Raw genomic sequence first — 23,168 nt, forward strand, 5'->3', positions numbered from 1 at the left:
CCGCCGCCAACTCCGCCGTTGACGCAACCGTGGACACCGCCGCCAACTCCGCCGTTGACGCAACCGTGGACACCGCCACCAACTCCGCCATTGACGCCACCACATACGCCGCCGTGGACACCACCGCATACGCCTCCGTGGACGCCACCACATACACCGCCGTTGACGCCGCCACATACGCCAACGCCGACTGAGACGCCGACGCCAACTCGTACGCCAACGCCGACCGAGACGCCGACGCCAACGGAAACGCCGACGCCAACGGAAACGCCGACGCCAACGGAAACGCCGACGCCAACGGAAACGCCAACGCCGACCGAGACGCCGACGCCAACGGAAACGCCGACGCCGACCGAGACGCCAACGCCGACCGAAACGCCGACGCCAACGGAAACACCGACGCCAACCGAGACGCCAACGCCGACCGAAACGCCAACGCCGACCGAGACACCGACGCCGACCGAAACGCCGACGCCGACCGAAACGCCGACGCCAACCGAGACGCCGACGCCAACCGAGACGCCGACGCCAACCGAGACGCCAACGCCGACCGAGACGCCAACGCCGACCGAAACGCCGACGCCAACCGAGACGCCGACGCCAACCGAGACGCCGACGCCGACCGAAACGCCAACGCCGACCGAAACGCCAACGCCAACGGAAACGCCGACGCCGACCGAAACGCCGACGCCGACCGAAACGCCAACGCCGACCGAAACGCCGACGCCAACGGAAACGCCGACGCCAACGGAAACGCCGACGCCAACGGAAACGCCGACGCCAACCGAAACGCCGACGCCGACCGAGACGCCGACGCCGACCGAGACGCCGACGCCGACCGAGACGCCGACGCCGACCGAAACGCCGACGCCGACCGAGACGCCGACGCCAACGGAAACGCCGACGCCGACCGAGACGCCGACGCCAACCGAGACGCCAACGCCGACCGAGACGCCGACGCCGACCGAACCAGAGCCAACGGGGAGTTTCACGTTCGGTTTTTATCCGAAATAACGGATTAACAGATTCGGTAATGTAGAGGGGGGTAAGCATTCCCCCTCCTTAATTTCACTATGAGAGGACGTTCTATGAGAAGTGCAGCCAGATTTGGTGATTTGACTTGCCACTGTGGAATTATTATTAGTGGCTCGTGTGATGTTTTTACTAATAGCAGACCCAGTGCCGCGGTTGGCTTGAGTATCGCGACTTGTTTAATTCATGGCATTGCCCCCGTGGTTACCGGGTCATGCTCAGTATTTATTAATAATCTCCCTGCTTCTCGGGTTCTAGATTTTACCGGATGTGTAGGATTAATTATCACCGGATCTTGTGATGTTTTTATAGGTTAGATAATAATGCAACTATTATTAACATGGCCTGATAATAAGCATACTTTCTTCTTTAATGAGAGTTACTCATTGGAAAGGCCCGCTGTATTTGATATCTCGCTTGGAGAGTTCGGCGCAGTGGCTGAAGTTGATAAGGGAAATGGGGTCTTTTTTTATTGGACCCCAATTGGGCCTGTAATATTCAATGCTTGTCGTGAGTATGTTTGTTGCGTTGATGGTATGCTTTTACATTATGGGAAAAGTCATCCATTACACTTGTCTTCTGAGATCCAATTAGGTCATTTTAAAGTCAAAATAGCAACGGATGAACAGTCTGGTTCTCCTGTAGATGCACTACATAGTTTATTATCATCTTCTGGTATGGAGCATGAAAGTTATTACTCATCTGAAATTGAAGATATATTATCTCATGGCGGGCACCATGAAGCAGATATCAGATATTCAAATGAGAAGGATGTCATGAGGGAGGTTGAGGGAGATGTCCTGAAAGAGCTAGCGTTTGAATATAAAAAATTTCTTATCTGGGGGGAGCAACATAGGGAATTTTTTTCTCATGAAAGACAGAAGGATAACAAACTTCCCCAGGATGATAGATATTTTGAAACGGTTAGAGACCATATGAAAGATAAAACATTGACGGAATGTATACTTGAGTCATCCTTCCTTTTCGAAAAAGTATGGGGTGAATTAGATATAATTAATTTTGATGATGATGTTCTATATGAAGATGAAAAACACGATATATTAAAAGCGCTTGCACCAGACAATATCGCAAGCAAAAATAAAAAAACAGTCCCGCCTCTAGTATTTGAGGATCTTTACAAGATAGGTCTGGATAGCCATTTTTAACTATAATGTTTAGGATGAACACATGTTTGACTCTTTTACTTTAAATGATTTATCAGAAAAAAAATCGTTCAATGAAATTTTATCAGGTATTCTAGCTCAGGTAAAAACAAAGCCAAGTGATAGTGTTTTACGAGAATTGCTATTTAAGCTTTACTGTATCGATGGCCTTTGGGATAAGGCCTTGTTGCAATTAGATATCATGAAGTTACTAGATGATAGTCTAAAGAAACGTGCAGAGTTATATAAAAATTTAACATTCAGTGAGCTATTAAGAAACGATGTACTCTCTGGGAAAAATAAAGCCGGGGCATTGGATATTCAATTTCCAGAATGGGTGGAGACTCTACATCAAGCTAATGTTTCATTTGGGAAAAATGATCTCGATAATTCGAATGCATTACGGGATCGTGCTTTTGAACTGGCGCCTGAGAGTACGGGTAATGGCACGATAACCGGTGATTTTTCATGGATTAGTGATAGCGATGGTAGGGTTGGACCAATCTGTGAGTTTATCAGTGCTGGCGGCTATCGATGGGTTCCTTTTTCAATGATCCAATCATTTGAAGTCCCTAAACCAAAAAATTTATTAGATTTGATATGGGCTCCGGCACAGCTAAAAATAGAAAACAATATATATTACGGGTTTATTCCTTCTCGTTATCCTGTTGCAACCAATTCAGAGCAAAATATTAAATTGGGATTGGTAACAGAATGGAACGAAGTTTCAGCTGGTTTTTCTGTTGCTAATGGGCGAAAAACATTTATTACAGACAACGGCGATTATTCACTATTGGAATTAGATCAGGTTACTATCTTTTAATGGGAATTTTCTATGGAGAGAAAAAGGCAGTTTTTACCTACATTATTGGAACGTCTATTAGATGATGAGCCTAGGATTGAAACGGAACGATTTGATAGGTTTTTTTTTGATTCAAAAAAAATGCGTGCCATTGTACAAAAGGACATTACTGAAATAATGAATAGTACTAATATTGAAGACAGGCTGGATCTTAAAAGATTCAAATTGGTCGCTAATTCAGTATTAAACTATGGCGTGGGTGCTATGATCGGAAATTATGCTAACCAGCATAATTGGGGCACGATCGAAAAAACAATTAGAAATGCATTGCTACGTTTTGAGCCAAGAATACTTGCTGAGTCACTTATCGTATCACCATCTATTGATAGCGATCATCCATCAAGAAATGGATTGATTTTATTTGAAATAAAAGGCTTGATTTCATGGAAGCCTTATCCGATAGATTTGTGTATTAATGGTGCCTACGATGTGGAAACTGAGAAGGTTGATTTAAAGATAATATGATGCTTTATATTTTTTTAATAAATATTAAGCTTGAAAAATAAATACCTTTAATGTTGATTATAATAATTGATATTACATGTGTTCCATTAGGATTAACTTTAAAACCTCATAAAATATTAAAGGATTTAATTTATGATAATACAACACCCAGATCAAAACAAAATTCGCCTAGAGCATGTATTGGCTGCGCTTGGCAATCCGATGAGAATGATGATAGTGAGCGTTCTTGCTGATGGTGGTGAACATACGTGTGGCTCCATACTAAAAGGGATTTCAAAATCAACGTTGACTCATCATTGGCGAGTATTGCGAGATAGCGGCATCATCTGGCAAATACCTTCAGGACGAGAGAGCTTACTTTCGCTAAGAAGAGATGATTTGGATATACGTTTTCCTGGTTTACTGAATGCTTTTTTACATGCTGCAGAATGTGATGAATTAACTAAAGGTGTTATTCGGCAATTTTCTGTTTAACTCATCATGCCTAAGATATATGAGTTTGTTAATTTTATTAACTAGCGAGGGTCTGGTTAATATAAAATTATCTCCTTGTCGCCCTGTTCTTATTGAGGCACTCATCGCTGAGTGCCATCATCTATAAAGATGCTCTATTTATTTATAACATATGGCCAACCCCTTTTATGATCGGGAATTTCTGGTGTTAATACGAGCATAGGAGTGGCATGTGCTCCATTATTTTGTCATGAATAAATAGAAAAATATTCAGCAGGGGACGTTTTTATCCGCCTCGATACTATTGAATTCGCACTAAATCCCAGCAAGCTTGGCGAAGATCCTTGCACCGATCAAAATACACGCCTCATTGGTAATAAACGGATTGGAGTGCAGCGGATTACTAATACCATTGGCATGATCGCCACTACCGAGGAAGAAGAACGCTCCTGGCGTTTGTTTAATAAAGTAAGAGAAATCCTCAGAACCTACCATCGGTGGATAATCGGTTAAGATATTCTCACTGCCAAGAATACTACTGGCGGCGGTGATAACTCGATCAGTTTCGCCGTCATGATTTTCAATCGCTGGGTATCCCATCATCTCTAAGGATGTAGTAAATCCATGGCGTTCTGTGGTTTCAATTTCAGCCATGAAATGCTCTTTCAGCGTTTTTTGTACTGCAGTATCGAAAGATCGAATCGAGCCTTCTATAACGGCTGAACGCGCCAAAATATTTGGTGCTTCACCGGCTTTTAACATACAAGTCGAAATGAGTGCCGTTTTATTCGGATCGATATGATCGGTCACAATGGCTTTAAAGGCATTTAACAATCTTACTGATTCTGATAACGCATCTAATCCTAGATGGGGGGCGGCGGCGTGGGAGCTTTTACCTTCAATACTGAGTTTGTATTGATCGCCATTGGATGACATTACGCCGTGGCGTATGGCAATTTTCCCACAGTCTATTTGCGGATCATTATGCAAGCCGAATACCTGGCTAACGCCTTCAAGACACCCTTCGGCAATCATGCTTTCTGCTCCTCCGCGAAACATCTCCTCAGAGGGTTGAAATAAGAAACGGACATTGGCAGTGAGGTATCGTCTATGATCCGCCATGATTGCAGCGGCAGTTAAGCCAATGGCCATATGCAGGTCATGACCACATAAATGAGCGGCTCCGGGATTTTGGGAACATACCACTACACCTGGCTTTTCATCGGCGGGCAGAGCATCCATATCGGCTCGGAATGCTATCGTTGGCAGCGTAGGCGAAACGTATAAATCAGCATAGAAACCGGTTTCAAAACATGGCGTAATTTTATAACCGAGTTTTTTAAATTGCAGTTGGCAGTAGTCGCTGGTGACATGTTCTTCACGGCCCAATTCAGGATGTATATGCAGGAAGCGGCGAAAGTTGATACCTAACTCGTTATAGTGCTGAAAATTCATATAAACCTCTTAAATAATACCCTGGAAATGGAGAATGCTTTCGGCGACAAAGGCCGCGCCAAAGAAAGCGGAGGTAAAGACAACAATCGAGACAATGACAATCTTCCAACTCATGGATTTCAGCTTATCCAGGCTATTTCCCACGGATAGCCCCGCAAAGGCGAGCAGCGGTGTTGTCGTGGCTAAAAAGTCGATTTTGTTGGTGAAGGCCATAAAAGGGCCGCTGATGGGCGAATAAGGAATGCTTAGCAATAGAGAAATGACCGTCGCCCAAGCAAACGCAGGAAGCGGCAATTTCGGTAGCCAAGATTTGATTTGTATCGAAAGTATTACAATGACAAAGATGATTATTGCACCAGGAATCGCCTCTACCGGTGACATGCCTTTACCGACCCATTGAGCAATCAGTACCAGAATAATCGCCGGAATAATGATTTTTGAATTATCGAGATGTTCTTTTAATGTCATGGCGGTATGAGTTCCCATTCGGTTATTTTTTATGTGGGAGAATGCGATAAATAAAGTTGCTCAGGGGTAAAGCAATAAATATCAATGCGTACATGCCGGTAAATGCCGCTAACATATTGCTAGTAGCGGCAAAGGCTAATATTTGCTGGGACATCTCAGGAACGGCGGCGGCCAGAGAGGCCGAGGCGGCGGCCATCATGCTGCCCGAGCCTAATCCACAGGCCACGGCGAGAGATAATGGATGCAGACCAAGATGCAATCCCAATGGACTGATGACACCAAAGTAGATGGTACCGATGGTGCTGCCGATCAGGTAAGTGCCTAGTACTCCGGTACCTTCCGGGCTATCAATCCCATATTTTTCGCCGATGACACCAAGCGAAGGCTCGCGGGAAATACTGGAACAGGCACCAATCGCTTCGCGCTTCATGCCAAGCATTACGGCGATAGGTATGGCGATAAACACGGAAGCCAGATTACCCAATTCTTGCAAAATCAGCGCAGGCCCGGCATTGATGACTTCTTTTATATTCGGCCCGACTAAGGTGCCGTATTTGACACCGAGTGGCAGCAGAGAAATCATAACGACATTACCCGTTATTTTTATTTCCTTTTTGCCAATAAACTTACCCAGTGGTTTAATCCATTTCCCTAAGATATTGGGTGTCATTAATACGCCAATAATGACCGCATAAAGCATCGGCAAAAAACTGATACTCGTCGCACCAATTTGTAGCTTTGATTCACCAATATATTCGGAAATTATGACGATAAATAATACGCAGAGCATGACTCTGGCAAGAGAATACCTTGTATCATCCTCATCTTGTTGTACTGCTTGCATTAGACGTTCCTTGTTCGGTTATTGCGTGTTTTTCATCCTATAGGTGATTCAAAAGTCGCAGTAGACTCCATTTATTTTTTGGGGATAGTTTTTAATTATCACTACCCTTTGAATATTGATTCTCATCAATTTATACGTAATTTATAAAAAGTTAATTTGATGAATATTATATGATTTGTTCTTTTTTAAGATTTAGATCACAAAATCGTATTTTTCATACATGATAATTATTCCCATGACATATTTACCTAAAACACAGCAACTCATCGTATTTCAGGAGGTCGTACGTTGCGGAGGAATTCGTGCCGCCGCACGTTCCTTAGGACAAACTCAGCCTTCAGTGACTAAAACAATAAGCGAGTTAGAAAAAAACTTTGGAGTGGAGTTATTAATAAGAAATAACGTAGGGATTGAGCTAACCAAGGCCGGTAAAGTTTTTCACTCTCACTCCCGAAGTATTTTACAGGGGCTAACTCGTTCCGTCAGTGAAATGCAAAATATGGCACATAATAGTGCTATCGAGATATCCTTTGGTTTTTCATCGTTGGTCAGTTTTACTTGTCTACCCAATATCATTAAGGATTTTAAACAGGCCTATCCAGATGCCAAACTTGCGATGCAAGAAGCACAGCTCTCCTCGTTACTGCCCGGGTTAAGAGAAGGGCGGTTAGATTTTGCTATTGGTACTGTCACTGCTGATATGCCAATAAAGGACTTCAATATCACACCGCTGTTTGAGGATAAATTTGCTTACCTTGCTGCTAAAGATCATCCACTCTCCCGTTGTGAAAGCTTACATGCATTACGCAATGCCGATTGGATCTTGCCAGAAACAGATATGGGGTATTATCACGAGCTAATGGGGTTATTTGACTCCAATGATTTCAACCCACGAAAACTGGTACGTACTGACTCAGTCGTGACAATTTATAATTTGGTCACTTATGCTGGATTTATTACCGTATTGTCAGAATTCATGAAGAAACCGCTTGGTAGTAATGCATTAACTATTATCCCAATCAAAGCAAAACTCCCTACCGCAAGTTACGCCATTGTCAGTTATAAAAATAATCAACATAGCTCATCGGTAAAATATCTACTCGAACGGGTGAAATATTATTTTTCTTCTATAAGTGAGATTAATACTAATTAATAACCTATTGGAGTTATTTTTCATTATCTTTTTCTTAGTAATAAATTGCTAAATACAGCATAAGCACAAACTTTACTTACGATTATTACTCTGCTTATTATCCCCTTTATCTAGAGTCAACGCTTACCCCATTTTTCTAAATTTCGTAATGACTTAGCGCATTACGGAATAAGCGTTGCTGTTTAATTAAGGCGATGAAATGAGTGATATCCCCGGTGTGAAAAATAACCTATTCATACTGCCAGAGTCAGCAGATGTGCTTCTTAGTGATGAGCAAGCGCTAGCAGCGGCGAAAGCCGTTGCCGACTTAGCGATTACCGATGCGGCCAAGCGTGACCGTGAACGTATTTATCCTGTGGAAGCCTTGTCATTGTTTAGCCGCAGTGGGCTGGGCAGTATCTCGATACCGCGAGAATTTGGTGGCGGTGGATTGTCATATCAAACGCTGGCTGAAGTTTTTCGTTTAATCAGCGCTGCCGATCCTGCTTTGGGGCAAATTCCACAAAACCACTTCGGTATTCTGCAATTTGTACGCGATGTGGGAACCCTTGCCCAACAACAATCGATCTTTAAAGCTGTGGTTGCAGGCCAACGTCTGGGCAACGGCGGGCCGGAAAAAAACACCCGCCATACTCGCGATATCAACGCTCGTCTGACGCGTCAGGCAGGTGGCTTACGCCTGACGGGGGAGAAGTTTTATTCCACCGGTGCACTCTTTGCTCACATTGTCGTCACGAATGCCTTAGACGATCGCGACCACGCGGTGATGGCCTTTATCCCGCGACCTGCACAGGGGCTGGAGATTGTTGACGATTGGTCGGGCATCGGCCAGCGTACTACCGCCAGCGGCACGGTGCGCCTGCACGAGGTAGCCGTGGATGAACACTGGGTTATCCCACATCCTAGCCAGGATAAACCTTCGCTACGTGGCGCAGTGTCGCAATTAATTCAGGCGGCAATTGATGCCGGTATTGCTCGCGGCGCTTTTGATGAGGCTTGTGAATTTATCCGCAGCCGTTCTCGCCCTTGGGTGGATGCGGGTGTCGATCGCAACGCGGATGATCCGCACTTACAGGCGGATCTTGGCCGGATTTATATCGAGCTAACCGCCGCCGAGACGTTATTACGCCGTGCTGCACAAACGCTGGATACGATTGACCAGAGCCAATTGACCGCCGATATCGCCGCGCAGGCGTCGATTGCGGTGGCAGAAGCCAAGGTGTTGACCACCGAGATCGCGCTGAAAGCCAGTGAAAAGCTACTCGAGTGGGGCGGCAGCCGGGCCACGCTTAGCGAGCACGGGCTGGATCGCCACTGGCGCAATGCGCGTACCCACACGCTGCATGATCCGGTGCGCTGGAAATATCACGCTATTGGCAACTACTACCTAAACCATATCTTTCCGGCGCGTCACGCCTGGATTTAAGGAGCTGAAGATGACGACTCGCCGGGTTGATCCCAAATATCCTGCCAGACGTATTACCTCGGCAGAACAGGCGCTCAATGTTGCCAAAGAACTGGCCGACATATTCCGTGTTGATGCAGCTGAACGTGACCGCCAGCGTAAGCTTCCCCATGAGCAGTTGCAGGCGCTGTTTGCCAGCGGATTAGGGGCGATTACCGTACCTACTGCTTTCGGCGGGGCGGCGGTATCCACTGCCGTATTAGCGCAGGTTATCGCCATTCTTAGCCAGGCCGATGCGGCGATCGGACAGATCCCGCAAAACCATTTTTATGCGTTGGAAGTGCTGCGTATTAACGGCAGTGAGCAGCAGCAACGGCAGTTTTATCAGGAAGTACTGGATGGCGTACATCTGGGGAATGCGCTGGCAGAGTTCAGCTCGGCGGCGGCGCATCATCGTAACACCTCGGTACAAAAGCAGGGCGCGGGCTATCTATTGCAAGGACGCAAATTCTACGCCACCGGCGCACTCTTTGCCGACCGCATTCCCACCGCGGCGTTGGGGGATGATGGCAAAGAGCAGTTAGTGTTTGTACCTCGCCATCAGGCCGGTGTCACGGTGATTGACGACTGGTCCGGCTTTGGCCAGCGCACGACCGGCAGCGGCAGCGTGGTATTTGATGCGGTTGCTGTCGATCCGCAGGAGATCGTCCCGTTCCAAAGTGCGTTTGAGCGTCCTACCACCGTTGGTCCCTTTGCACAGATTATGCACGCCGCTGTCGATCAGGGTATTGCGCGAGCAGCCTTTAACGACATGTTGGAATTTATTAAAACCCGTTCACGCCCGTGGCCAGATTCAGGTATTGAACAGGCCAGCGATGATCCGCTGACGCTTGACCGTATTGGTCGGCTGGCAGCACGTTTGCAGGCGGGGGATGCGCTGTTGCAACAAGCCGGAGAAACGGTGGATGCGGCCCAACGTGACCCGCAGGCAGATTCGGTTGCGGAGGCATCAATACAAGTGGCTGGCGTTCGCGCCTGGACCACTGAGATATCGCTGGAAGCGGGCAATCTACTGTTTGAACTCTCCGGTACGCGTTCAGCATTGCAAGAACACAATCTGGATCGTCACTGGCGCAATGCGCGCACGCATACCTTGCACGACCCGGTGCGCTGGAAATACCCGGTTATCGGCAACTATGTATTGAACGGCGTATTGCCACCGCGCAGGGGAACCCTATGAGCCAGTCGGGTAAGCAGATCTTGCTCAATGCCTTCAATATGAACTGCGTGGGCCATATTCATCACGGTATGTGGACACATCCACAGGATCGCTCGACAGAATTTACTTCTCTGCGTTATTGGACGAGTCTTGCCAAAACGCTGGAGCGCGGCTTATTCGATGGGCTATTTATTGCCGACATTCTCGGCGTGTATGACGTCTACCAACAAGGGATCGGCTTAACGGCCAGCGAGTCAATTCAACTGCCGGTTAACGATCCGCTGATGCTGGTCTCCGCCATGGCAAGCGTAACCGAACATCTGGGGTTTGGCCTCACAGCCAACCTCAGCTATGAAGCGCCGTATCCGTTTGCTCGTCGCCTCTCGACGCTGGATCACCTGACTAACGGCCGCGTGGGTTGGAATATTGTCACCGGTTATCTTGATAGCGCGGCGCGAGCAATGGGGCAGGCGCAACAGTCCGGCCATGACCGCCGTTATGATCAGGCTGATGAATTTCTCGATGTCAGCTACAAACTGTGGGAAGGCAGTTGGCAAGACGATGCGCTGGTGGCCGACCGCCAGCGGCGTATTTATGCCGATGCGAGCAAGATTCACCAAATTCATCATCAGGGGGAGTTTTATCGGGTGGAAGGCTATCACCTCTCTTCTCCATCACCACAGCGCACGCCGCTGCTGTTTCAGGCTGGAAGCTCCGATCGCGGTATTCGTTTCGCCGCGCGCCATGCTGAATGTACTTTTGTGAATGGCAGTACGCCGCAGGCCATGCGCGCTCAGGCAGACAAACTGCGTCAGGCGGTGGTAGACGCCGGGCGATTGGCGGATGACTTGAAAATCTTTATGGGCGTGTCGGTGATTGTGGCGCCAACGGAGCGGGAAGCGCAGGAGAAGCATCAAGAATATCTGCGCTACGCCAGCCCGGAAGCCGGTATCGCACACTTCTCCAGTTCAACCGGTATTGATTTGGCGCGCTTTGAACTCGATGAGCCGATTCAGGCCGGTTCGACACAGGCGATTGAGTCGGTTACCCGCGCTTATAGCGGTTGGACACGTCGTCAACTTCTGGAACAGTACGCATTAGGCGGCCGTTATCCGCTGATTGTCGGTAATCCAACGCAAGTGGCGGAAAAACTACTGCAATGGGTGGATGAAGGCGGCATCGACGGCTTTAATCTGACGCGCATCGTTAATCCGCAAAGTTACATCGATTTTATTGATTTAGTAGTACCGGAATTACAACAACGCGGGCGCTATAAAACCGCTTATCAGCCGGGTTCGTTACGTAAAAAACTCTTTAATCACGACCGACTCAGCGCCCGCCATCCGGCAGCGCGCTGGCGTGTTGAAGCATGATCATAAATTAAGATTGAATATCTTCTGAGGAGACGGGATGTCACTAAACTTTGCTCTAAAATACACACTACTCTTAGGCCTGCTGACAATCAGCGCGGCGGCTACCTCGGCTGACTATTCCGGGCCGCTAAAAGTTGGCACCACCGCCGCCTTTGCGCCACCGCTGGAAACCGCCGTTGAAGAGGCGAAAAAGCAGGGGCTGGAGGTCAAACTGGTTGAGTTTAGTGACTGGATCGCGCCGAATGTCAGCGTCGAGAATGGCGATATCGATGTTAACTTATTCCAGCATCAGCCCTTCTTAGACAATGCCAATAAAGAGAGCGGATTCCATCTGGTGAAATACGCCCCGGCAACCATTAATAACGTCGGGCTGTACTCGAAAAAATATACTAGCTTCGCGCAGATCCCAGACGGCGGCACGGTGGCGATTGCTAACGATGCGATTAACGCCGGACGGGGTTTACTGCTATTGCAAAAAGCCGGGTTGATTAAGCTCAAGCCGGGCGTAGGTATCCATGCCACCGTCGATGATATTGTCGACAATCCTAAGCATTTAAAGATTATTGAAGTCGAAGCCGTTCAGCTTTCCCGATCCTTAGATGAAGTCGATCTGGCACAGGGTTATCCGCACTACCTGAAACTGTCTGGCACTATCGATCCTGAAAAAGCGCTGCTCTTCGACGGGCTGGAAAACCCGGAATACGTCATCCTGTTTGTTATTCGTGATGGTCATCAGGATGACCCGCGTTTACGCAAATTCGTGGATATTTACCAGCATTCACCGGTAGTTCGCGCCAGTCTGGATAAATTCTACGGCAAGCTTTATCAACCGGGCTGGAGCCAATAATTATGGTCAGCCTGACCTATCCTGATGAGCTGGTGCGGGCCGAAGCGCAGCTAAACACGGCACCAGGCCAGGTGCATGTGGCGATTGACGGTTTGTTCAAGCGTTATCCGGGTCAGGCAGCCGATGCGCTGTCTGATATCAATCTAGAGATTAAACGGGGTGAGATCTTTGGCATTATCGGCCGTAGTGGGGCGGGGAAATCCTCGCTTATCCGTTGTCTTAATCGACTAGAAGATCCCTCTGCCGGGAAAGTGCTGATCGATGGCGTAGATATTGGCGCGCTATCGGCGAGCGAGCTGGTGAGCTGGCGGCGGCGCACCGGGATGATCTTCCAGCACTTCAATTTACTCTCCGCCAAAACGGTCAGACAGAATATTGAATTACCGATGCAGGTCGCTGGAATTCCTAAAACACAGCGCCAGCGCAAGGCCGATCAGCTGTTAGCGCTGGTGGGTTTACAAGATCGACAGCATGCTTTTCCGGCGCAGCTTTCTGGCGGGCAAAAACAGCGGGTGGGGATTGCCCGCGCGTTAGTGCACGATCCTCAACTGTTGCTGTGTGACGAAGCCACCTCGGCACTCGATCCAGAAACCACGCGATCTATTCTCGCCCTGCTGCGCGATATCAATCGCCAACGGGGGATCACTATTGTGCTGATCACCCACGAAATGGATGTGATCCACGATCTTTGTCATCAAGTGGTGGTACTCGATGGCGGCAAGGTGATTGAACGTGGTCCGGTATGGCAGGTGTATGGCGATCCGCAGCATGTTACAACCCGGCTGCTGCTCAATCCGCAGATAGACAATCTGCCAGAATTTATTAGCGAGCGCCTCAGTGCGCAGCCCAGCGCTTTGCATAGCCGACAACTCTGGTGCCTGCGTTATACCGGGCAGGGCGCACAACCAGATCTGGCGGCAATTAATACGGCGATCGGCGAGGGGGCAACGCTGATACAAACCGCGCTGGAATGGGTGCAGGGTAAACAAATTGGCCAGATCCTGCTGCTAACGGCGGCGGAAACACCGGCATTAAGCGTAGAACATATTCCGTCATCGTTAGCGGATCGCGTGGAGGTGCTGGGCTATGTCGCTGCAAATTGAACGTTTATGGGATGGCTTGCTTGATACGCTATTAATGGTCGGCAGTTCGTCGCTGATTGCGCTGATCCTCGGCTTGCCGCTGGCGGTGATCCTGGTGGTGAGCGATCGCGGGAATATGTTTGCCAATCCGTTGCTCAACCGCGTATTGGGCTGGGTCGTCAACGTATTTCGCTCCATTCCATTTTTGATCCTGATGGTGGCGCTGTTACCCTTTACCCGGCTGATCGTCGGCACAACTTACGGCGTATGGGCAGCAACAGTGCCATTAACGCTGGCCGCGATGCCATTTTTCGCCCGCATTGCCGAAGTCAGCCTGCGTGAAGTGGATAAAGGCTTGATTGAAGCCGCGCAGGCGATGGGATTCAACCGTTGGCACATTATCTGGCATGTGCTGTTGCCGGAAGCGCGTCCCGGCATTGTCAGCGGTTTTACCATCACTTTAGTCACTATGATCAACGCCTCGGCAATGGCCGGCGCTATCGGTGCCGGCGGCTTGGGCGACCTGGCTTATCGCTATGGTTACCAGCGTTTTGATACTCAGGTGATGCTGACGGTGATCATTGTGTTGGTGGCGTTAGTGACGTTGCTGCAATTTTTTGGCGACCGACTTTCGCGCCGTCTTAATCATCGATAGTGCGAGGACGCACTGTATTTATCCCCAATTGGCGAATGAAATATCCCATGAAGCAGAAGGAGAAAGCTATTTAACAAAGTTGATTAACCCTTAGCAGAAATCGGCATGAGCGTTTTATAACCGTTATGCTACCTTGTCGATTCTTTGCACAATTTCAGGGTAATAATAAAATGATGATAGCAACGAATAATATTAATAAAAAAACGTGGTTACAAAACAGTATTAAAGCGTCTCTGGTTATGATGGCCAGTATGGCGCTTTTTTTTTCGCTTCCTTCCCATGCCGAAAATAGTGATAACGCAATTCCTTCATTAAAAGGTAAACGCATTGGTATCACCGTTGCGGGTACCGATCACTACTGGGATCTAAAAGCCTATCAAGGGCAGATTGATGAGGTAAAACGTCTTGGCGGTACGCCGATAGCCCTCGATGGTGGCCGCAAGGATGCACAGCAAATATCACAAATTCAGGTGCTTATCTCACAAAAACCTGATGCCATTATTGAGACATTAGGTACGGCCACGGTATTGGAACCTTGGCTGAAAAAAATCCGCGCCGCCGGTATCCCTTTATTCACCGTCGATACCGCCAGTCCGTCGAGCATTAACGTCACCACCTCCGATAATTTTTATATCGGTGAGCAGTTAGCATTAAAAATGGTGAATGACTTACATGGTGAAGGGAATATTTTGGTATTTAATGGCTTTTATGGTGTGCCCGTTGTGGCAATGCGTTATGACCAATTAAAAGCGGTGCTGAAATGGTATCCAAAAATTAAAATCATTCAGCCAGAGCTGCGCGATGTTATTCCAAACACCGTGCAAGATGCTTATGCGCAAATTAGCCAGCTATTAAATAAATATCCGAAAGGTTCGGTACAAGCGATTTGGGCGGCCTGGGATGTGCCACAAATTGGCGCGACGCAAGCGGTTGATGCAGCCGGACGTACAGAGATTAAAACCTACGCGGTAGACGGCAGCCCGGACGTGGTGTCATTGGTGAAAGATCCCAAATCCAGCGCCGCTGCCGTCGTGGCGCAGCAGCCTTATCTGATTGGTCAAACTGCTGTGCAAAACGTGGCGCGCTATCTGGCGGGCGACCACTCATTGCCACCGGCTACCTATGTGCCTGCGATTGTGGTCACTAAACAGAATGCCGGTGAAGTGCAAAAAGTTTTAGGTCAGGCTCATGAGTGAGAACGCGCCTCTGCTGGCGCTACATCATATCAGCAAGGCGTTTGATGGCGTGCCGGCATTGCGTGATGTCTCTCTGACGTTGGAGGCGGGTAACATTCATGGATTGATCGGCCACAACGGTGCGGGAAAATCGACGTTGATTAAGATCCTCGGTGGCCTGCTGGCCGCCGATGAAGGGCAAATTACGCTAGCCGGTCAGCCGCAGCGCATTGATTCGCCTCGGGCGGCGCAAGCGCGAGGCATCGAGATTGTCCATCAGGAACGCTTACTTGCACCGACCCTAACCGTGGCGGAAGCGCTGTTACTGGGGGAGGAACCCTCTTTCCCCGGTTTACCGCTGCTTAACCGACGCCGAATGCGCCAAATTGCCCAGCAATCCATCTTTGAATATTTTGGATTACGCCTCAATCCCGACAGCTTGGTCAGCGACCTCAGTGTTGCTGAGCAGCAGGTGGTGCAGATCACCCGCGCGCTGCGACATTCACCTCGTATTTTAGTCTTTGATGAACCGACGGCAGCGCTGGCCCGCCATGAAGTTGCCTCGCTATTTCATGCGATTCGCAGCCTGCGTCAGCGCGGCTTAGCCATTCTGTATGTTTCCCACTACCTCGATGAAATTACCGACCTGTGTCAGCAGGTGACGGTACTGCGCGACGGCCGCGATGTGGCTCAGCACCGGATAAGTCAGGTCAGCACGCAGCAACTGATTACCGATATGCTGGGGGATGAGCAGAAATCGCTGGTCCAACGCCAATACCATCGCCGCGATGAAGTGATGCTGCGGGTAGAGAACCTCTCGGCGGCTGGGCGTTTTTCGGACGTGAGTTTTACCGCACAGCGCGGGGAAATCCTTGGGATAACGGGCTTACTTGGTTCAGGCGGCAAAGCCTTGGTACGTTCGCTATTTGGTCTGGAGAGTGGCGTAACGGGTAACATAACGTTATTAGAGCAGGCTTTTTTACCGCGTTCACCGCATGAAGCAGTAAATCGCGGTATTGCCTTTGTGCCTGAAGACCGGCGGGCAAACGGCATCGCCCCTGAACTGAGCGTGCGTGAAAATATCGCCGTCACCAGCCTGGCCTCGCTGGTCAAAAAACTGTTTATCGACCAGAGGCGTGAACGGGCACTGGTTGACGCGAATATTGCCGATTTGGGCATTCGGGCACCGGGAGCGGAAGCGCCACTGAGAGCACTTTCCGGCGGTAACCAGCAGAAAGTGGTGTTAGCAAAGTGGCTCAATACTCAGGCTACTGTCTATCTGCTCGATGAGCCGACGGTGGGCGTTGATATTGGCGCGAAGGCGGAAATCTATCAGGCTTTGCAACGCTTAACGGCACAGGGCGCGTTAGTGATTATCTTTTCTACCGATTTGCTGGAGCTGCAATCACTGTGTGACCGTATTCTGGTGATGGCGCGAGGCAATATCGTGAAGATTCTGCAAGGTGAACACACTGACCACCATGAAATTCTGGCTTGGGCAGCCGGTGCAGAGCGCAGCTCGACGCGGCCTGAAGCGGCGATACTCAAACAAGGCGTAACATCATGAGTGAGATTTCTCAATCGGTTGCGGCGACTCATCATGCTAAACCCATCGCCCGGGCCGATCGCACCGGACAGTGGTTGCAGATGGGGGCGCTGCTGATCATTATTGCCGTGCTGGCGGTGTTTGCGCTGCTGTCACCGATTTTTCTTACTCTGGGAAATCTTGGCAATGTGCTGCAACAAACTATTGTCACCGGTACGCTAGCTTTTGGTCTGACGCTGGTGCTAATTGGCGGCGGTAGCCATTCGGTGACTGGCGGTATTGATTTGTCGGTTGCCGCCAACCTTGGCCTGTGCGGCGCAGTTTTTGCTACGCAAATCAGTCAAGGCTCGTCCATTGGCAGCGCGGTACTTTTGGCGTTATTCACCGGGGCAGCGCTTGGGTTGTTGAATGCCTTTGCCGTGGTGTGGCTGCGTATTTTGCCGCTGTTGGCAACGTTAACCACCATGAATATCGCCATTGGGCTGGAAATGGTACTGACGCAAAATTCTACGGTGCCGGTCAGCGGCCCGTTGTTTGATTTGCTATTGGGTAACGGCCCGCTGAATCTGCCGTGGTTAGCCTGGGCGTTTGCCGCTTTAGCCTTATTTTTTGGGTTGTTGGTACACTTCACCCGATTTGGTCTGCGCCTCCAGGCGGTGGGCAGCCATCCGATAGCAGCGCGAGCGCAGGGTTTGTCGGTCGCATTTTATCTGTCTGCCAGCTATGTGCTGTGCGGGGTTGCTGCGGGTATTGCCTCGCTAGCATCTGTCTCTTTGCTGAGCGGCAGTTCGCCGGGAGCCAATGACAACTTGTTGATCGTGATTGCTTCAGTATTACTCGGCGTGATTTTCTCACGACGTTTGATACCGACCATTGGCGGCACGCTGATTAGCGCGCTGTTTCTAAGCCTGATCGCCAATGGATTCCAGTTAATTAACGTTTCAAGTTATTGGATCAATGGCGTCGAAGGCGTGTTGATCTTGCTGGTGGTATCGTTGACCGCTTTGCTACGCCAGCGTCAGCAGAGGAGAAAAGTCCGTGTCTGAATTAACTGCAACCGAAGTGAGAAGTAAAAGCGGGCGCGGTAATGTGCTGCGCATATTAATGGTACTGACTTTCGCTGCTTTACTGGTTTTTTTCAGCGTCTTCGCGCCGGGTTTTGTGCGCGTGAGCAATATTGAAAGTGTACTGCTTAACAATGTTGCGCCCTTAGCTATCGCCGCGCTGGCCATGACGCTGGTGGCATCAATGGGCGCTATCGACTTATCAATTGGCACCTCCATCGACTTCGCTTGTCTGGTGCTAGTCACGCTGATTTTGCATCAGGTAGGATTACCGCTGGCGCTAGCCGCGGCCTTGCTGGCAGCGCTTGGCGTGGGGCTGTTTAACGCATTTCTGGTGGCGGTGCTGGGCGTTGAGCCGTTTTTAGCTACGCTAGGCACGCTGTTTATTGGCCAAAGCGTGCAGCAACTCTCTTCTAACGGCGGGCAGCCGATCTACTTACTCAGTCAGGTATTACCACCGGCCTTTTCCGCTATCAGCCACGGTTCCTTATTGGGGCTGCCTTTGCCACTGTGGTACGTATTAGGGCTGGCACTAGCCCTGCATTTGCTATTGCAACGTACCAGACACGGGCGAGTATTTACTTTGCTCGGTACCCAGGCCAGCGTTGCTCGCTATTCCGGGATTGCCGTCGGCAGAATGATCGCACTGGCATTTGTGATCAGTGCGCTGACTGCCGGTGTGGTCGGGTTGATCCTGGCTTCAAACGTGAAAGCCTGGGTACCGCTTTCTGGTAACGCTTATCTGCTCAATGCCATTGGTGCCGCGTATATCGGCACGATCTTCTCGCCAGCAAGACGGCCTAATGTCCCCGGCACCTTGATTGGCGTAGTGCTGCTAAGTTTTGTGGCTAATGGCCTGCTACTGATCGGCTGGAATTTTTACTGGCAGCAAGTGAGCACCGGTCTGCTGATTTTTGTCGTCTTGGCGGTGGGAGCATTGAGTGGGCGTCAGCGGCATTAAGGGGCGTTGGCGCGCTATTTTTAAATCAATTAAGCTTAAAACTGCCTCAACGGATTATGCCTTTAGGCCGAGATGATTAGCACGAGGTAGTAGCAATGTTGAATGGTCGGGTGGACTGGGTATTGTTGCCACTTTCTTAAATTAGCTGGATTCAATTTACCTATATCCCAAGGAATACAGCCGTTGACACCTATTGCTCCATCACCCAGTTCTTCGACATATTCTTGCTTAGCTGCATTATAAATATCTACTCGGCCGGCCACGTTGCGCACAGTTACCGCCCATAATGTGGCTCCGTAAACAGTCTGCGCGTTGTCGCAAACCAAGTGATGGTGCAGCATGGTTAATTGCCTGTAAATTTGACCGGCTAAACCTGCTCCAGCTTTTTCAGGGGTGACATAAGCCCCTCTGATTTGTTTGCCTTGAGCCAACTGACCTTGTCGATCCCTGAATGCGAAATGATCATAGGCAAATCTAGCGATAACTTTTGTTGCTGTCTCATCCATCATGTTGAGTTTTAGGATTTTCTCTGCAACATCAGCATCTTTAAGCCCATCATTCCTTAGCTCATCAATATAGCCTGCAATAAATTCGGGGGAAGAAAAGGCAATTTCTTCAACAACAGCAATATGATTGAAGTCAGCTTTCTCGTAGGAGATCTCCGTGAGGCGGAGTATCACTGTGTCATCTGGCAACAGGAAATGAAGGGTATGAGAAACATAACACTCGCCTGAAAAGGACGGGAGTTTAGAAAGATCTTTAGCGTAAGTCTCGCTGATTAAAGAAGGTGCCATTCCGTTGGGCCATCCTGATCCTAAGTTTTAAAATCTCTCTCATGAATATGAGATGTGAGTGGCAAAGTTGCTTTCCATGAACCTTGTCACCGATTGTTCAATCATCAGTAAAATATCGTCACTTACGTGCAGTTCCGGATACTGATTTCTAGGTTTCACTGTAAAACGTAATTTCTCACCACGAACAGCAATTTCTGCAAAGGGTTTAACAACAGTGGTGTGAACCGCACAATTGAGATCGCTTTTGAGCGTCACGATAAAATGCTGTGAATCCTTTTGGGTGCGACTAAGCATTCTGCGCACCTCAACAGTGTCAGGGGATAGAGAGCTAAGTGCGAAACTATCGATCACCGCGGTATTATCTCGAATCGTTTGGACAGAGCGCTGATTTTTAGCTTTAGCCTGTTCGTGAAGCATATACCCACCTTAGCCTGAACACCGTGTATCTGTGGAATGCGCCTCAGGATATTGAGTTGGCGGTTTCGTCAGTTGGTTAATAAATCTACGCCATGCATGAGTGTTTTGCAATCGTAACACTCATGCAGCGATTGAATTGAAGCCTGATACAGCAAGGAAAATGGCGTCTCGAAACTGGCTGGACGCCATTGTTTTTATTACCTAGAGGTGGTTGGTACCGAGTTATTCAAGCGAGATATCAGTTCCACGCATGGCGCGGAGGATTCACATCATTAAGATAGTAATTTCCTACGTGGAAATACTTCCAGCGCACCGGATCGTGTAGCGTGTGAGTACGCGCATTACGCCAGTGGCGGTCGAGATTATATTCCGCCAGCGTCGAGCGGGTGCCTGCTAGCTCAAAGAGTTTATTCCCGGCCAGAATAGCCACTTCGGTTGATAACACTTTGGCTTCGGCGGTTGCCAGCGTGGCAGCGACTACTGTTTCTTCGTTTGGCGTGGCAAGGGCGACGTCAATTAATTGTCCGGCGCGCCACAGCAGCGCTTCGGCGGCGTGCAGGCGGATCTTTAAATCACCGACGGCGGCAATGGTAAACACATCTTCTGAGGCTTTTTCTTTGCCGCTGTCGATCCACGGCCGCGATTTTTCACGCACAAAAGCAATGGTATCTTCAATCGTGCCGCGCGCGATGCCGGTATCTACCGCCGCTTGAATGATCTGTGAGATCGGGCCGGAAGCGGTAGGGCGATCGAAGGCTTTCCAGGTTGGGATCACTCGCTCGGGAGAGGCTTTTACATTGTCGAGGATCACGGTGCCGGAAGCCGTGGTACGTTGACCAAAGCTCGACCAGTTGTTGATAACCGTTAACCCTTCGGCATCGCGGTCGAGAATAATCAGATGGGCGCGACCTTCTTCATCAACGGCAACAGCGTGTACCAGATGCGCTAGCAGCGCGCCGGTGGCGTAGAATTTCTCGCCGTTAACGACTGGAATACCATCAACGTAGCGTAGCGTGGTTTTAAAATCTGCGACCGTCGCCGAGCCTTTTTCTGAAAACGCATTACCCCAACGCAACCCTTGCAATACGCCGCTGAGCAGCGTTTTTTTCTGGCTTTCTGAGCCGTCAGCAATCAATGCTGCAACGCCTGCCAGATGGTTTTGCGGGATCTGTCCCAACGCGGGATCGGCGGCAGAAATAATAGCGATCACTTTCGCCAGCGTGGCATAAGATACCTCCGGCCCACCGTGCTCTTTGGGAATATTAATGCCCCATAGCCCGCTTTGCGAAAAGGCATCCAACTCGGCAATCGGCAATATTCCTTCGCGGTCACGACGGGCTGCTCCCTTGGCAAATTGTTTTGCCAGACCTTCAGCAATAGTAATCGCTTCCTGATCGCTGGTGATCACATGCGCTGGTGTAGTCGGGCGTGGCAGCGGCGTAAAAGGCTCGGGAGAGTTAACGCGGACTTCGCTGGCGGAAGCGGGGATTTCAATGGTGGACATAAACATTCCTCACGGGTGTTGAAAGAAACGCTTGCGCGTAATTTCACCATCCTGTCATAGCGGAGGGGGAGTTATATATATTGATTATAGATATCAATATGTTTGCCGTTGATAAGTTATAAAGGATGTCATTTGATGACCAAGTTACCGCGGTTATGAACGTTTATATGACACTGGTGCAGTTTCGGCCGCTTATCACTAAAGGGAATATATCCGCGTAGCCGAACATTTCCGGCAAGGGTTTTAAGGCGAAAACCCTTTGCGCTTAAGCTTAACGGGTCGCTATGCGCCTAGCCTGCATTCGTTCACTTGGCCGATAAGATGCGCTATTAAGGTCAAAGGATAGGGCAAAAAATTAATCTGACTAGAGTAATGTTATTAATTTGGTGTACACTGTACATCTCCAATCAAAAGGAATTGAATGGTGACTCATGCAATTGAGTTTATCGAAACTTCGATGTTTACCCGGCAGATAAAGCAAATTGCCACGGATGATGAGCTTAAAGAACTACAGATTGAGCTGATCAAGTTTACCGACAAAGGGGATCTGATTCAGAAAACTGGCGGGCTGCGAAAAATCAGAATGGCAACCGGCCCCCAGGGGAAAAGCGGTAGTACTCGAGTTATTTATTTTCTGGCTACCGATGAAGTTATCTATCTGGTGATGGCTTATCCAAAGAGCATCAAGGACAGCCTTACAGATGCCGAAAAAGCGGATTTAAAAAAGCTGACAAAACGACTAAAAGGCGAGGTGTAGTATGAGTTTTTTTGACGAGCTTAAAGCTTCTCTCGAAGAGGCGGTTGATATTCATAATGGGGTTAAAGTACCAGCTCGCGTGACTCGTTATGAAATTATCGATGTGAAGGCTATCCGTTCACAGCTTAATGTGTCACAAAGCGAAATGGCGAAGGCGCTGGGTACCAGCGTGGATACCATCAAAAGTTGGGAAACCCGCCGACGTAATCCTACCGGGCTGGCGGCCAAGGTGTTGGCGACGATTCAGGCCAATCCGACATTCTTTTATGAGTTGGCGGCACATTAAGGTGTGTACAAACGATGGGTGTTACTCCTTTTGATCCTACCCACGTAATGCCCCATAGTCGTATACATAGTTTCGTACTTCCGCTTTTCGCTCATATCTGCCAATACATAATAATTAACGACAATACCCCCTACTCATTTATACCCCTCAGACTTAAAGCGCCCTGTGCACAGGCTGTAGCCACAAGT

Annotated in this window: 25 protein-coding genes; 19 read left to right on the forward strand and 6 right to left on the reverse strand. The window is 49.1% G+C overall.

Annotated features, from left to right (window positions below):
• From ACL9RG_RS19305 to ACL9RG_RS19330, 6 genes are all read left to right on the forward strand, one after another.
• Positions 1-1,014: hypothetical protein (locus ACL9RG_RS19305; protein WP_422794269.1), on the forward strand; the 1,014-nt coding region annotated here is incomplete at its 5' end.
• A 74-nt stretch (positions 1,015-1,088) separates the two neighbouring features.
• Complete coding sequence (locus ACL9RG_RS19310) at positions 1,089-1,349, forward strand: PAAR domain-containing protein (RefSeq protein WP_422794270.1); 261 nt, start codon at positions 1,089-1,091, stop codon at positions 1,347-1,349.
• A 6-nt stretch (positions 1,350-1,355) separates the two neighbouring features.
• On the forward strand, positions 1,356-2,198 hold the full coding sequence (locus ACL9RG_RS19315; protein ID WP_422794271.1) for a TagK domain-containing protein: 843 nt from the start codon (positions 1,356-1,358) through the stop codon (positions 2,196-2,198).
• A 22-nt stretch (positions 2,199-2,220) separates the two neighbouring features.
• Positions 2,221-3,018: a type VI secretion system accessory protein TagJ gene (locus tag ACL9RG_RS19320; protein WP_422794272.1), complete on the forward strand. Its 798-nt coding sequence runs from the start codon at positions 2,221-2,223 to the stop codon at positions 3,016-3,018.
• 12 nt (positions 3,019-3,030) lie between these two features.
• Entirely contained in the window at positions 3,031-3,522 is a 492-nt protein-coding gene (locus ACL9RG_RS19325; protein WP_422794273.1) for a type VI secretion system baseplate subunit TssE, read from the forward strand.
• A 132-nt stretch (positions 3,523-3,654) separates the two neighbouring features.
• A complete protein-coding gene (locus ACL9RG_RS19330; protein WP_422794274.1) occupies positions 3,655-3,996 on the forward strand; it encodes an ArsR/SmtB family transcription factor in 342 nt (113 codons plus the stop codon).
• A 294-nt stretch (positions 3,997-4,290) separates the two neighbouring features.
• On the opposite strand, the gene ACL9RG_RS19335 is transcribed toward ACL9RG_RS19330, so the two are convergent.
• From ACL9RG_RS19335 to ACL9RG_RS19345, 3 genes are read right to left on the reverse strand one after another with little or no spacing between them, the layout of a single operon-like run.
• A complete protein-coding gene (locus ACL9RG_RS19335; RefSeq protein ID WP_422794275.1) occupies positions 4,291-5,430 on the reverse strand; it encodes a M20 metallopeptidase family protein in 1,140 nt (379 codons plus the stop codon).
• Between the two features lie 9 nt (positions 5,431-5,439).
• Entirely contained in the window at positions 5,440-5,898 is a 459-nt protein-coding gene (locus ACL9RG_RS19340) for a hypothetical protein (protein ID WP_422794276.1), read from the reverse strand.
• Between the two features lie 22 nt (positions 5,899-5,920).
• Complete coding sequence (locus ACL9RG_RS19345) at positions 5,921-6,742, reverse strand: DUF3100 domain-containing protein (RefSeq protein WP_422794277.1); 822 nt, start codon at positions 6,740-6,742, stop codon at positions 5,921-5,923.
• Positions 6,743-6,977: 235 nt separating this feature from the next.
• On the opposite strand from ACL9RG_RS19345, the gene tdcA reads away from it, so the two are divergent.
• The 11 genes from tdcA (at position 6,978) to ACL9RG_RS19400 (ending at position 19,222) form a co-directional block, all read left to right on the forward strand.
• Positions 6,978-7,895: a transcriptional regulator TdcA gene (tdcA, locus tag ACL9RG_RS19350; protein ID WP_422794278.1), complete on the forward strand. Its 918-nt coding sequence runs from the start codon at positions 6,978-6,980 to the stop codon at positions 7,893-7,895.
• A 199-nt stretch (positions 7,896-8,094) separates the two neighbouring features.
• Positions 8,095-9,321 carry an SfnB family sulfur acquisition oxidoreductase gene (locus ACL9RG_RS19355; RefSeq protein WP_422794279.1) on the forward strand — a complete coding sequence of 409 codons (1,227 nt, stop codon included), beginning with the start codon at positions 8,095-8,097 and terminating at the stop codon, positions 9,319-9,321.
• A gap of 10 nt (positions 9,322-9,331) precedes the next feature.
• Positions 9,332-10,540 (forward strand): SfnB family sulfur acquisition oxidoreductase, encoded by a 1,209-nt coding sequence (locus ACL9RG_RS19360; RefSeq protein WP_422794280.1) that lies wholly within the window; start codon positions 9,332-9,334, stop codon positions 10,538-10,540.
• On the forward strand, positions 10,537-11,892 hold the full coding sequence (locus ACL9RG_RS19365) for an LLM class flavin-dependent oxidoreductase (RefSeq protein ID WP_422794281.1): 1,356 nt from the start codon (positions 10,537-10,539) through the stop codon (positions 11,890-11,892). Before ACL9RG_RS19360 ends, ACL9RG_RS19365 begins: the two co-directional genes overlap by 4 nt.
• A gap of 37 nt (positions 11,893-11,929) precedes the next feature.
• Positions 11,930-12,739 carry a MetQ/NlpA family ABC transporter substrate-binding protein gene (locus ACL9RG_RS19370; protein ID WP_422794282.1) on the forward strand — a complete coding sequence of 270 codons (810 nt, stop codon included), beginning with the start codon at positions 11,930-11,932 and terminating at the stop codon, positions 12,737-12,739.
• Between the two features lie 2 nt (positions 12,740-12,741).
• Positions 12,742-13,842: a methionine ABC transporter ATP-binding protein gene (locus tag ACL9RG_RS19375; protein ID WP_422794283.1), complete on the forward strand. Its 1,101-nt coding sequence runs from the start codon at positions 12,742-12,744 to the stop codon at positions 13,840-13,842.
• Positions 13,826-14,476, forward strand: a complete 651-nt coding sequence (locus ACL9RG_RS19380) for a methionine ABC transporter permease (RefSeq protein ID WP_422794284.1) — start codon at positions 13,826-13,828, stop codon at positions 14,474-14,476. Before ACL9RG_RS19375 ends, ACL9RG_RS19380 begins: the two co-directional genes overlap by 17 nt.
• A 170-nt stretch (positions 14,477-14,646) precedes the next feature.
• A complete protein-coding gene (locus ACL9RG_RS19385) occupies positions 14,647-15,672 on the forward strand; it encodes a sugar ABC transporter substrate-binding protein (RefSeq protein ID WP_422794285.1) in 1,026 nt (341 codons plus the stop codon).
• A complete protein-coding gene (locus ACL9RG_RS19390; protein ID WP_422794286.1) occupies positions 15,665-17,218 on the forward strand; it encodes a sugar ABC transporter ATP-binding protein in 1,554 nt (517 codons plus the stop codon). The genes ACL9RG_RS19385 and ACL9RG_RS19390 overlap by 8 nt, the downstream gene beginning before the upstream one ends.
• Positions 17,215-18,243 carry an ABC transporter permease gene (locus tag ACL9RG_RS19395; protein WP_422794287.1) on the forward strand — a complete coding sequence of 343 codons (1,029 nt, stop codon included), beginning with the start codon at positions 17,215-17,217 and terminating at the stop codon, positions 18,241-18,243. The genes ACL9RG_RS19390 and ACL9RG_RS19395 overlap by 4 nt, the downstream gene beginning before the upstream one ends.
• Positions 18,236-19,222, forward strand: a complete 987-nt coding sequence (locus ACL9RG_RS19400; protein WP_422794288.1) for an ABC transporter permease — start codon at positions 18,236-18,238, stop codon at positions 19,220-19,222. The genes ACL9RG_RS19395 and ACL9RG_RS19400 overlap by 8 nt, the downstream gene beginning before the upstream one ends.
• A 62-nt stretch (positions 19,223-19,284) precedes the next feature.
• Here ACL9RG_RS19400 and ACL9RG_RS19405 read toward each other — a convergent pair whose 3' ends face one another.
• The 3 genes from ACL9RG_RS19405 to ACL9RG_RS19415 all read right to left on the reverse strand — a co-directional run bounded on the left by ACL9RG_RS19405 (position 19,285) and on the right by ACL9RG_RS19415 (position 21,937).
• Positions 19,285-20,016 carry a hypothetical protein gene (locus ACL9RG_RS19405; RefSeq protein WP_422794289.1) on the reverse strand — a complete coding sequence of 244 codons (732 nt, stop codon included), beginning with the start codon at positions 20,014-20,016 and terminating at the stop codon, positions 19,285-19,287.
• A 39-nt stretch (positions 20,017-20,055) separates the two neighbouring features.
• On the reverse strand, positions 20,056-20,433 hold the full coding sequence (locus tag ACL9RG_RS19410) for a hypothetical protein (RefSeq protein ID WP_422794290.1): 378 nt from the start codon (positions 20,431-20,433) through the stop codon (positions 20,056-20,058).
• A gap of 238 nt (positions 20,434-20,671) precedes the next feature.
• Positions 20,672-21,937, reverse strand: coding sequence for an SfnB family sulfur acquisition oxidoreductase (locus tag ACL9RG_RS19415; protein ID WP_422794291.1), 1,266 nt, complete (start codon positions 21,935-21,937; stop codon positions 20,672-20,674).
• 424 nt (positions 21,938-22,361) lie between these two features.
• Here ACL9RG_RS19415 and ACL9RG_RS19420 point away from each other — a divergent pair, with 424 nt between their 5' ends.
• Both ACL9RG_RS19420 and nadS read left to right on the forward strand, forming a co-directional pair.
• The gene (locus ACL9RG_RS19420) at positions 22,362-22,694 is read left to right on the forward strand and encodes a type II toxin-antitoxin system RelE/ParE family toxin (protein ID WP_422794358.1); all 333 of its coding nucleotides are present in this window, start codon (positions 22,362-22,364) and stop codon (positions 22,692-22,694) included.
• Position 22,695: 1 nt separating this feature from the next.
• Entirely contained in the window at positions 22,696-22,980 is a 285-nt protein-coding gene (gene nadS, locus ACL9RG_RS19425; protein ID WP_422794292.1) for a NadS family protein, read from the forward strand.
• The last annotated feature ends 188 nt before the right edge of the window (positions 22,981-23,168 follow it).

It is taken from the genome of Rouxiella sp. Mn2063 (assembly GCF_049319665.1).
Taxonomy (GTDB): Bacteria; Pseudomonadota; Gammaproteobacteria; order Enterobacterales; family Enterobacteriaceae; genus JBMOUD01.

What these genes read in the sequence shown, in the direction of transcription:
- ACL9RG_RS19310 (WP_422794270.1), top strand. Translation starts at nt 1,089, where the DNA reads ATGAGAAGTGCAGCCAGATTTGGTGATTTGACTTGCCACTGTGGAATT.
- ACL9RG_RS19335 (WP_422794275.1), bottom strand. Translation starts at nt 5,430, where the DNA reads ATGAATTTTCAGCACTATAACGAGTTAGGTATCAACTTTCGCCGCTTC.
- ACL9RG_RS19340 (WP_422794276.1), bottom strand. Translation starts at nt 5,898, where the DNA reads ATGACATTAAAAGAACATCTCGATAATTCAAAAATCATTATTCCGGCG.
- ACL9RG_RS19360 (WP_422794280.1), top strand. Translation starts at nt 9,332, where the DNA reads ATGACGACTCGCCGGGTTGATCCCAAATATCCTGCCAGACGTATTACC.
- ACL9RG_RS19315 (WP_422794271.1), top strand. Translation starts at nt 1,356, where the DNA reads ATGCAACTATTATTAACATGGCCTGATAATAAGCATACTTTCTTCTTT.
- ACL9RG_RS19370 (WP_422794282.1), top strand. Translation starts at nt 11,930, where the DNA reads ATGTCACTAAACTTTGCTCTAAAATACACACTACTCTTAGGCCTGCTG.
- ACL9RG_RS19380 (WP_422794284.1), top strand. Translation starts at nt 13,826, where the DNA reads ATGTCGCTGCAAATTGAACGTTTATGGGATGGCTTGCTTGATACGCTA.
- tdcA (WP_422794278.1), top strand. Translation starts at nt 6,978, where the DNA reads ATGACATATTTACCTAAAACACAGCAACTCATCGTATTTCAGGAGGTC.
- ACL9RG_RS19415 (WP_422794291.1), bottom strand. Translation starts at nt 21,937, where the DNA reads ATGTCCACCATTGAAATCCCCGCTTCCGCCAGCGAAGTCCGCGTTAAC.
- ACL9RG_RS19385 (WP_422794285.1), top strand. Translation starts at nt 14,647, where the DNA reads ATGATGATAGCAACGAATAATATTAATAAAAAAACGTGGTTACAAAAC.
- ACL9RG_RS19320 (WP_422794272.1), top strand. Translation starts at nt 2,221, where the DNA reads ATGTTTGACTCTTTTACTTTAAATGATTTATCAGAAAAAAAATCGTTC.
- ACL9RG_RS19365 (WP_422794281.1), top strand. Translation starts at nt 10,537, where the DNA reads ATGAGCCAGTCGGGTAAGCAGATCTTGCTCAATGCCTTCAATATGAAC.
- ACL9RG_RS19325 (WP_422794273.1), top strand. Translation starts at nt 3,031, where the DNA reads ATGGAGAGAAAAAGGCAGTTTTTACCTACATTATTGGAACGTCTATTA.
- ACL9RG_RS19410 (WP_422794290.1), bottom strand. Translation starts at nt 20,433, where the DNA reads ATGCTTCACGAACAGGCTAAAGCTAAAAATCAGCGCTCTGTCCAAACG.
- ACL9RG_RS19390 (WP_422794286.1), top strand. Translation starts at nt 15,665, where the DNA reads ATGAGTGAGAACGCGCCTCTGCTGGCGCTACATCATATCAGCAAGGCG.
- ACL9RG_RS19330 (WP_422794274.1), top strand. Translation starts at nt 3,655, where the DNA reads ATGATAATACAACACCCAGATCAAAACAAAATTCGCCTAGAGCATGTA.
- nadS (WP_422794292.1), top strand. Translation starts at nt 22,696, where the DNA reads ATGAGTTTTTTTGACGAGCTTAAAGCTTCTCTCGAAGAGGCGGTTGAT.
- ACL9RG_RS19405 (WP_422794289.1), bottom strand. Translation starts at nt 20,016, where the DNA reads ATGGCACCTTCTTTAATCAGCGAGACTTACGCTAAAGATCTTTCTAAA.
- ACL9RG_RS19345 (WP_422794277.1), bottom strand. Translation starts at nt 6,742, where the DNA reads ATGCAAGCAGTACAACAAGATGAGGATGATACAAGGTATTCTCTTGCC.
- ACL9RG_RS19355 (WP_422794279.1), top strand. Translation starts at nt 8,095, where the DNA reads ATGAGTGATATCCCCGGTGTGAAAAATAACCTATTCATACTGCCAGAG.
- ACL9RG_RS19395 (WP_422794287.1), top strand. Translation starts at nt 17,215, where the DNA reads ATGAGTGAGATTTCTCAATCGGTTGCGGCGACTCATCATGCTAAACCC.
- ACL9RG_RS19375 (WP_422794283.1), top strand. Translation starts at nt 12,742, where the DNA reads ATGGTCAGCCTGACCTATCCTGATGAGCTGGTGCGGGCCGAAGCGCAG.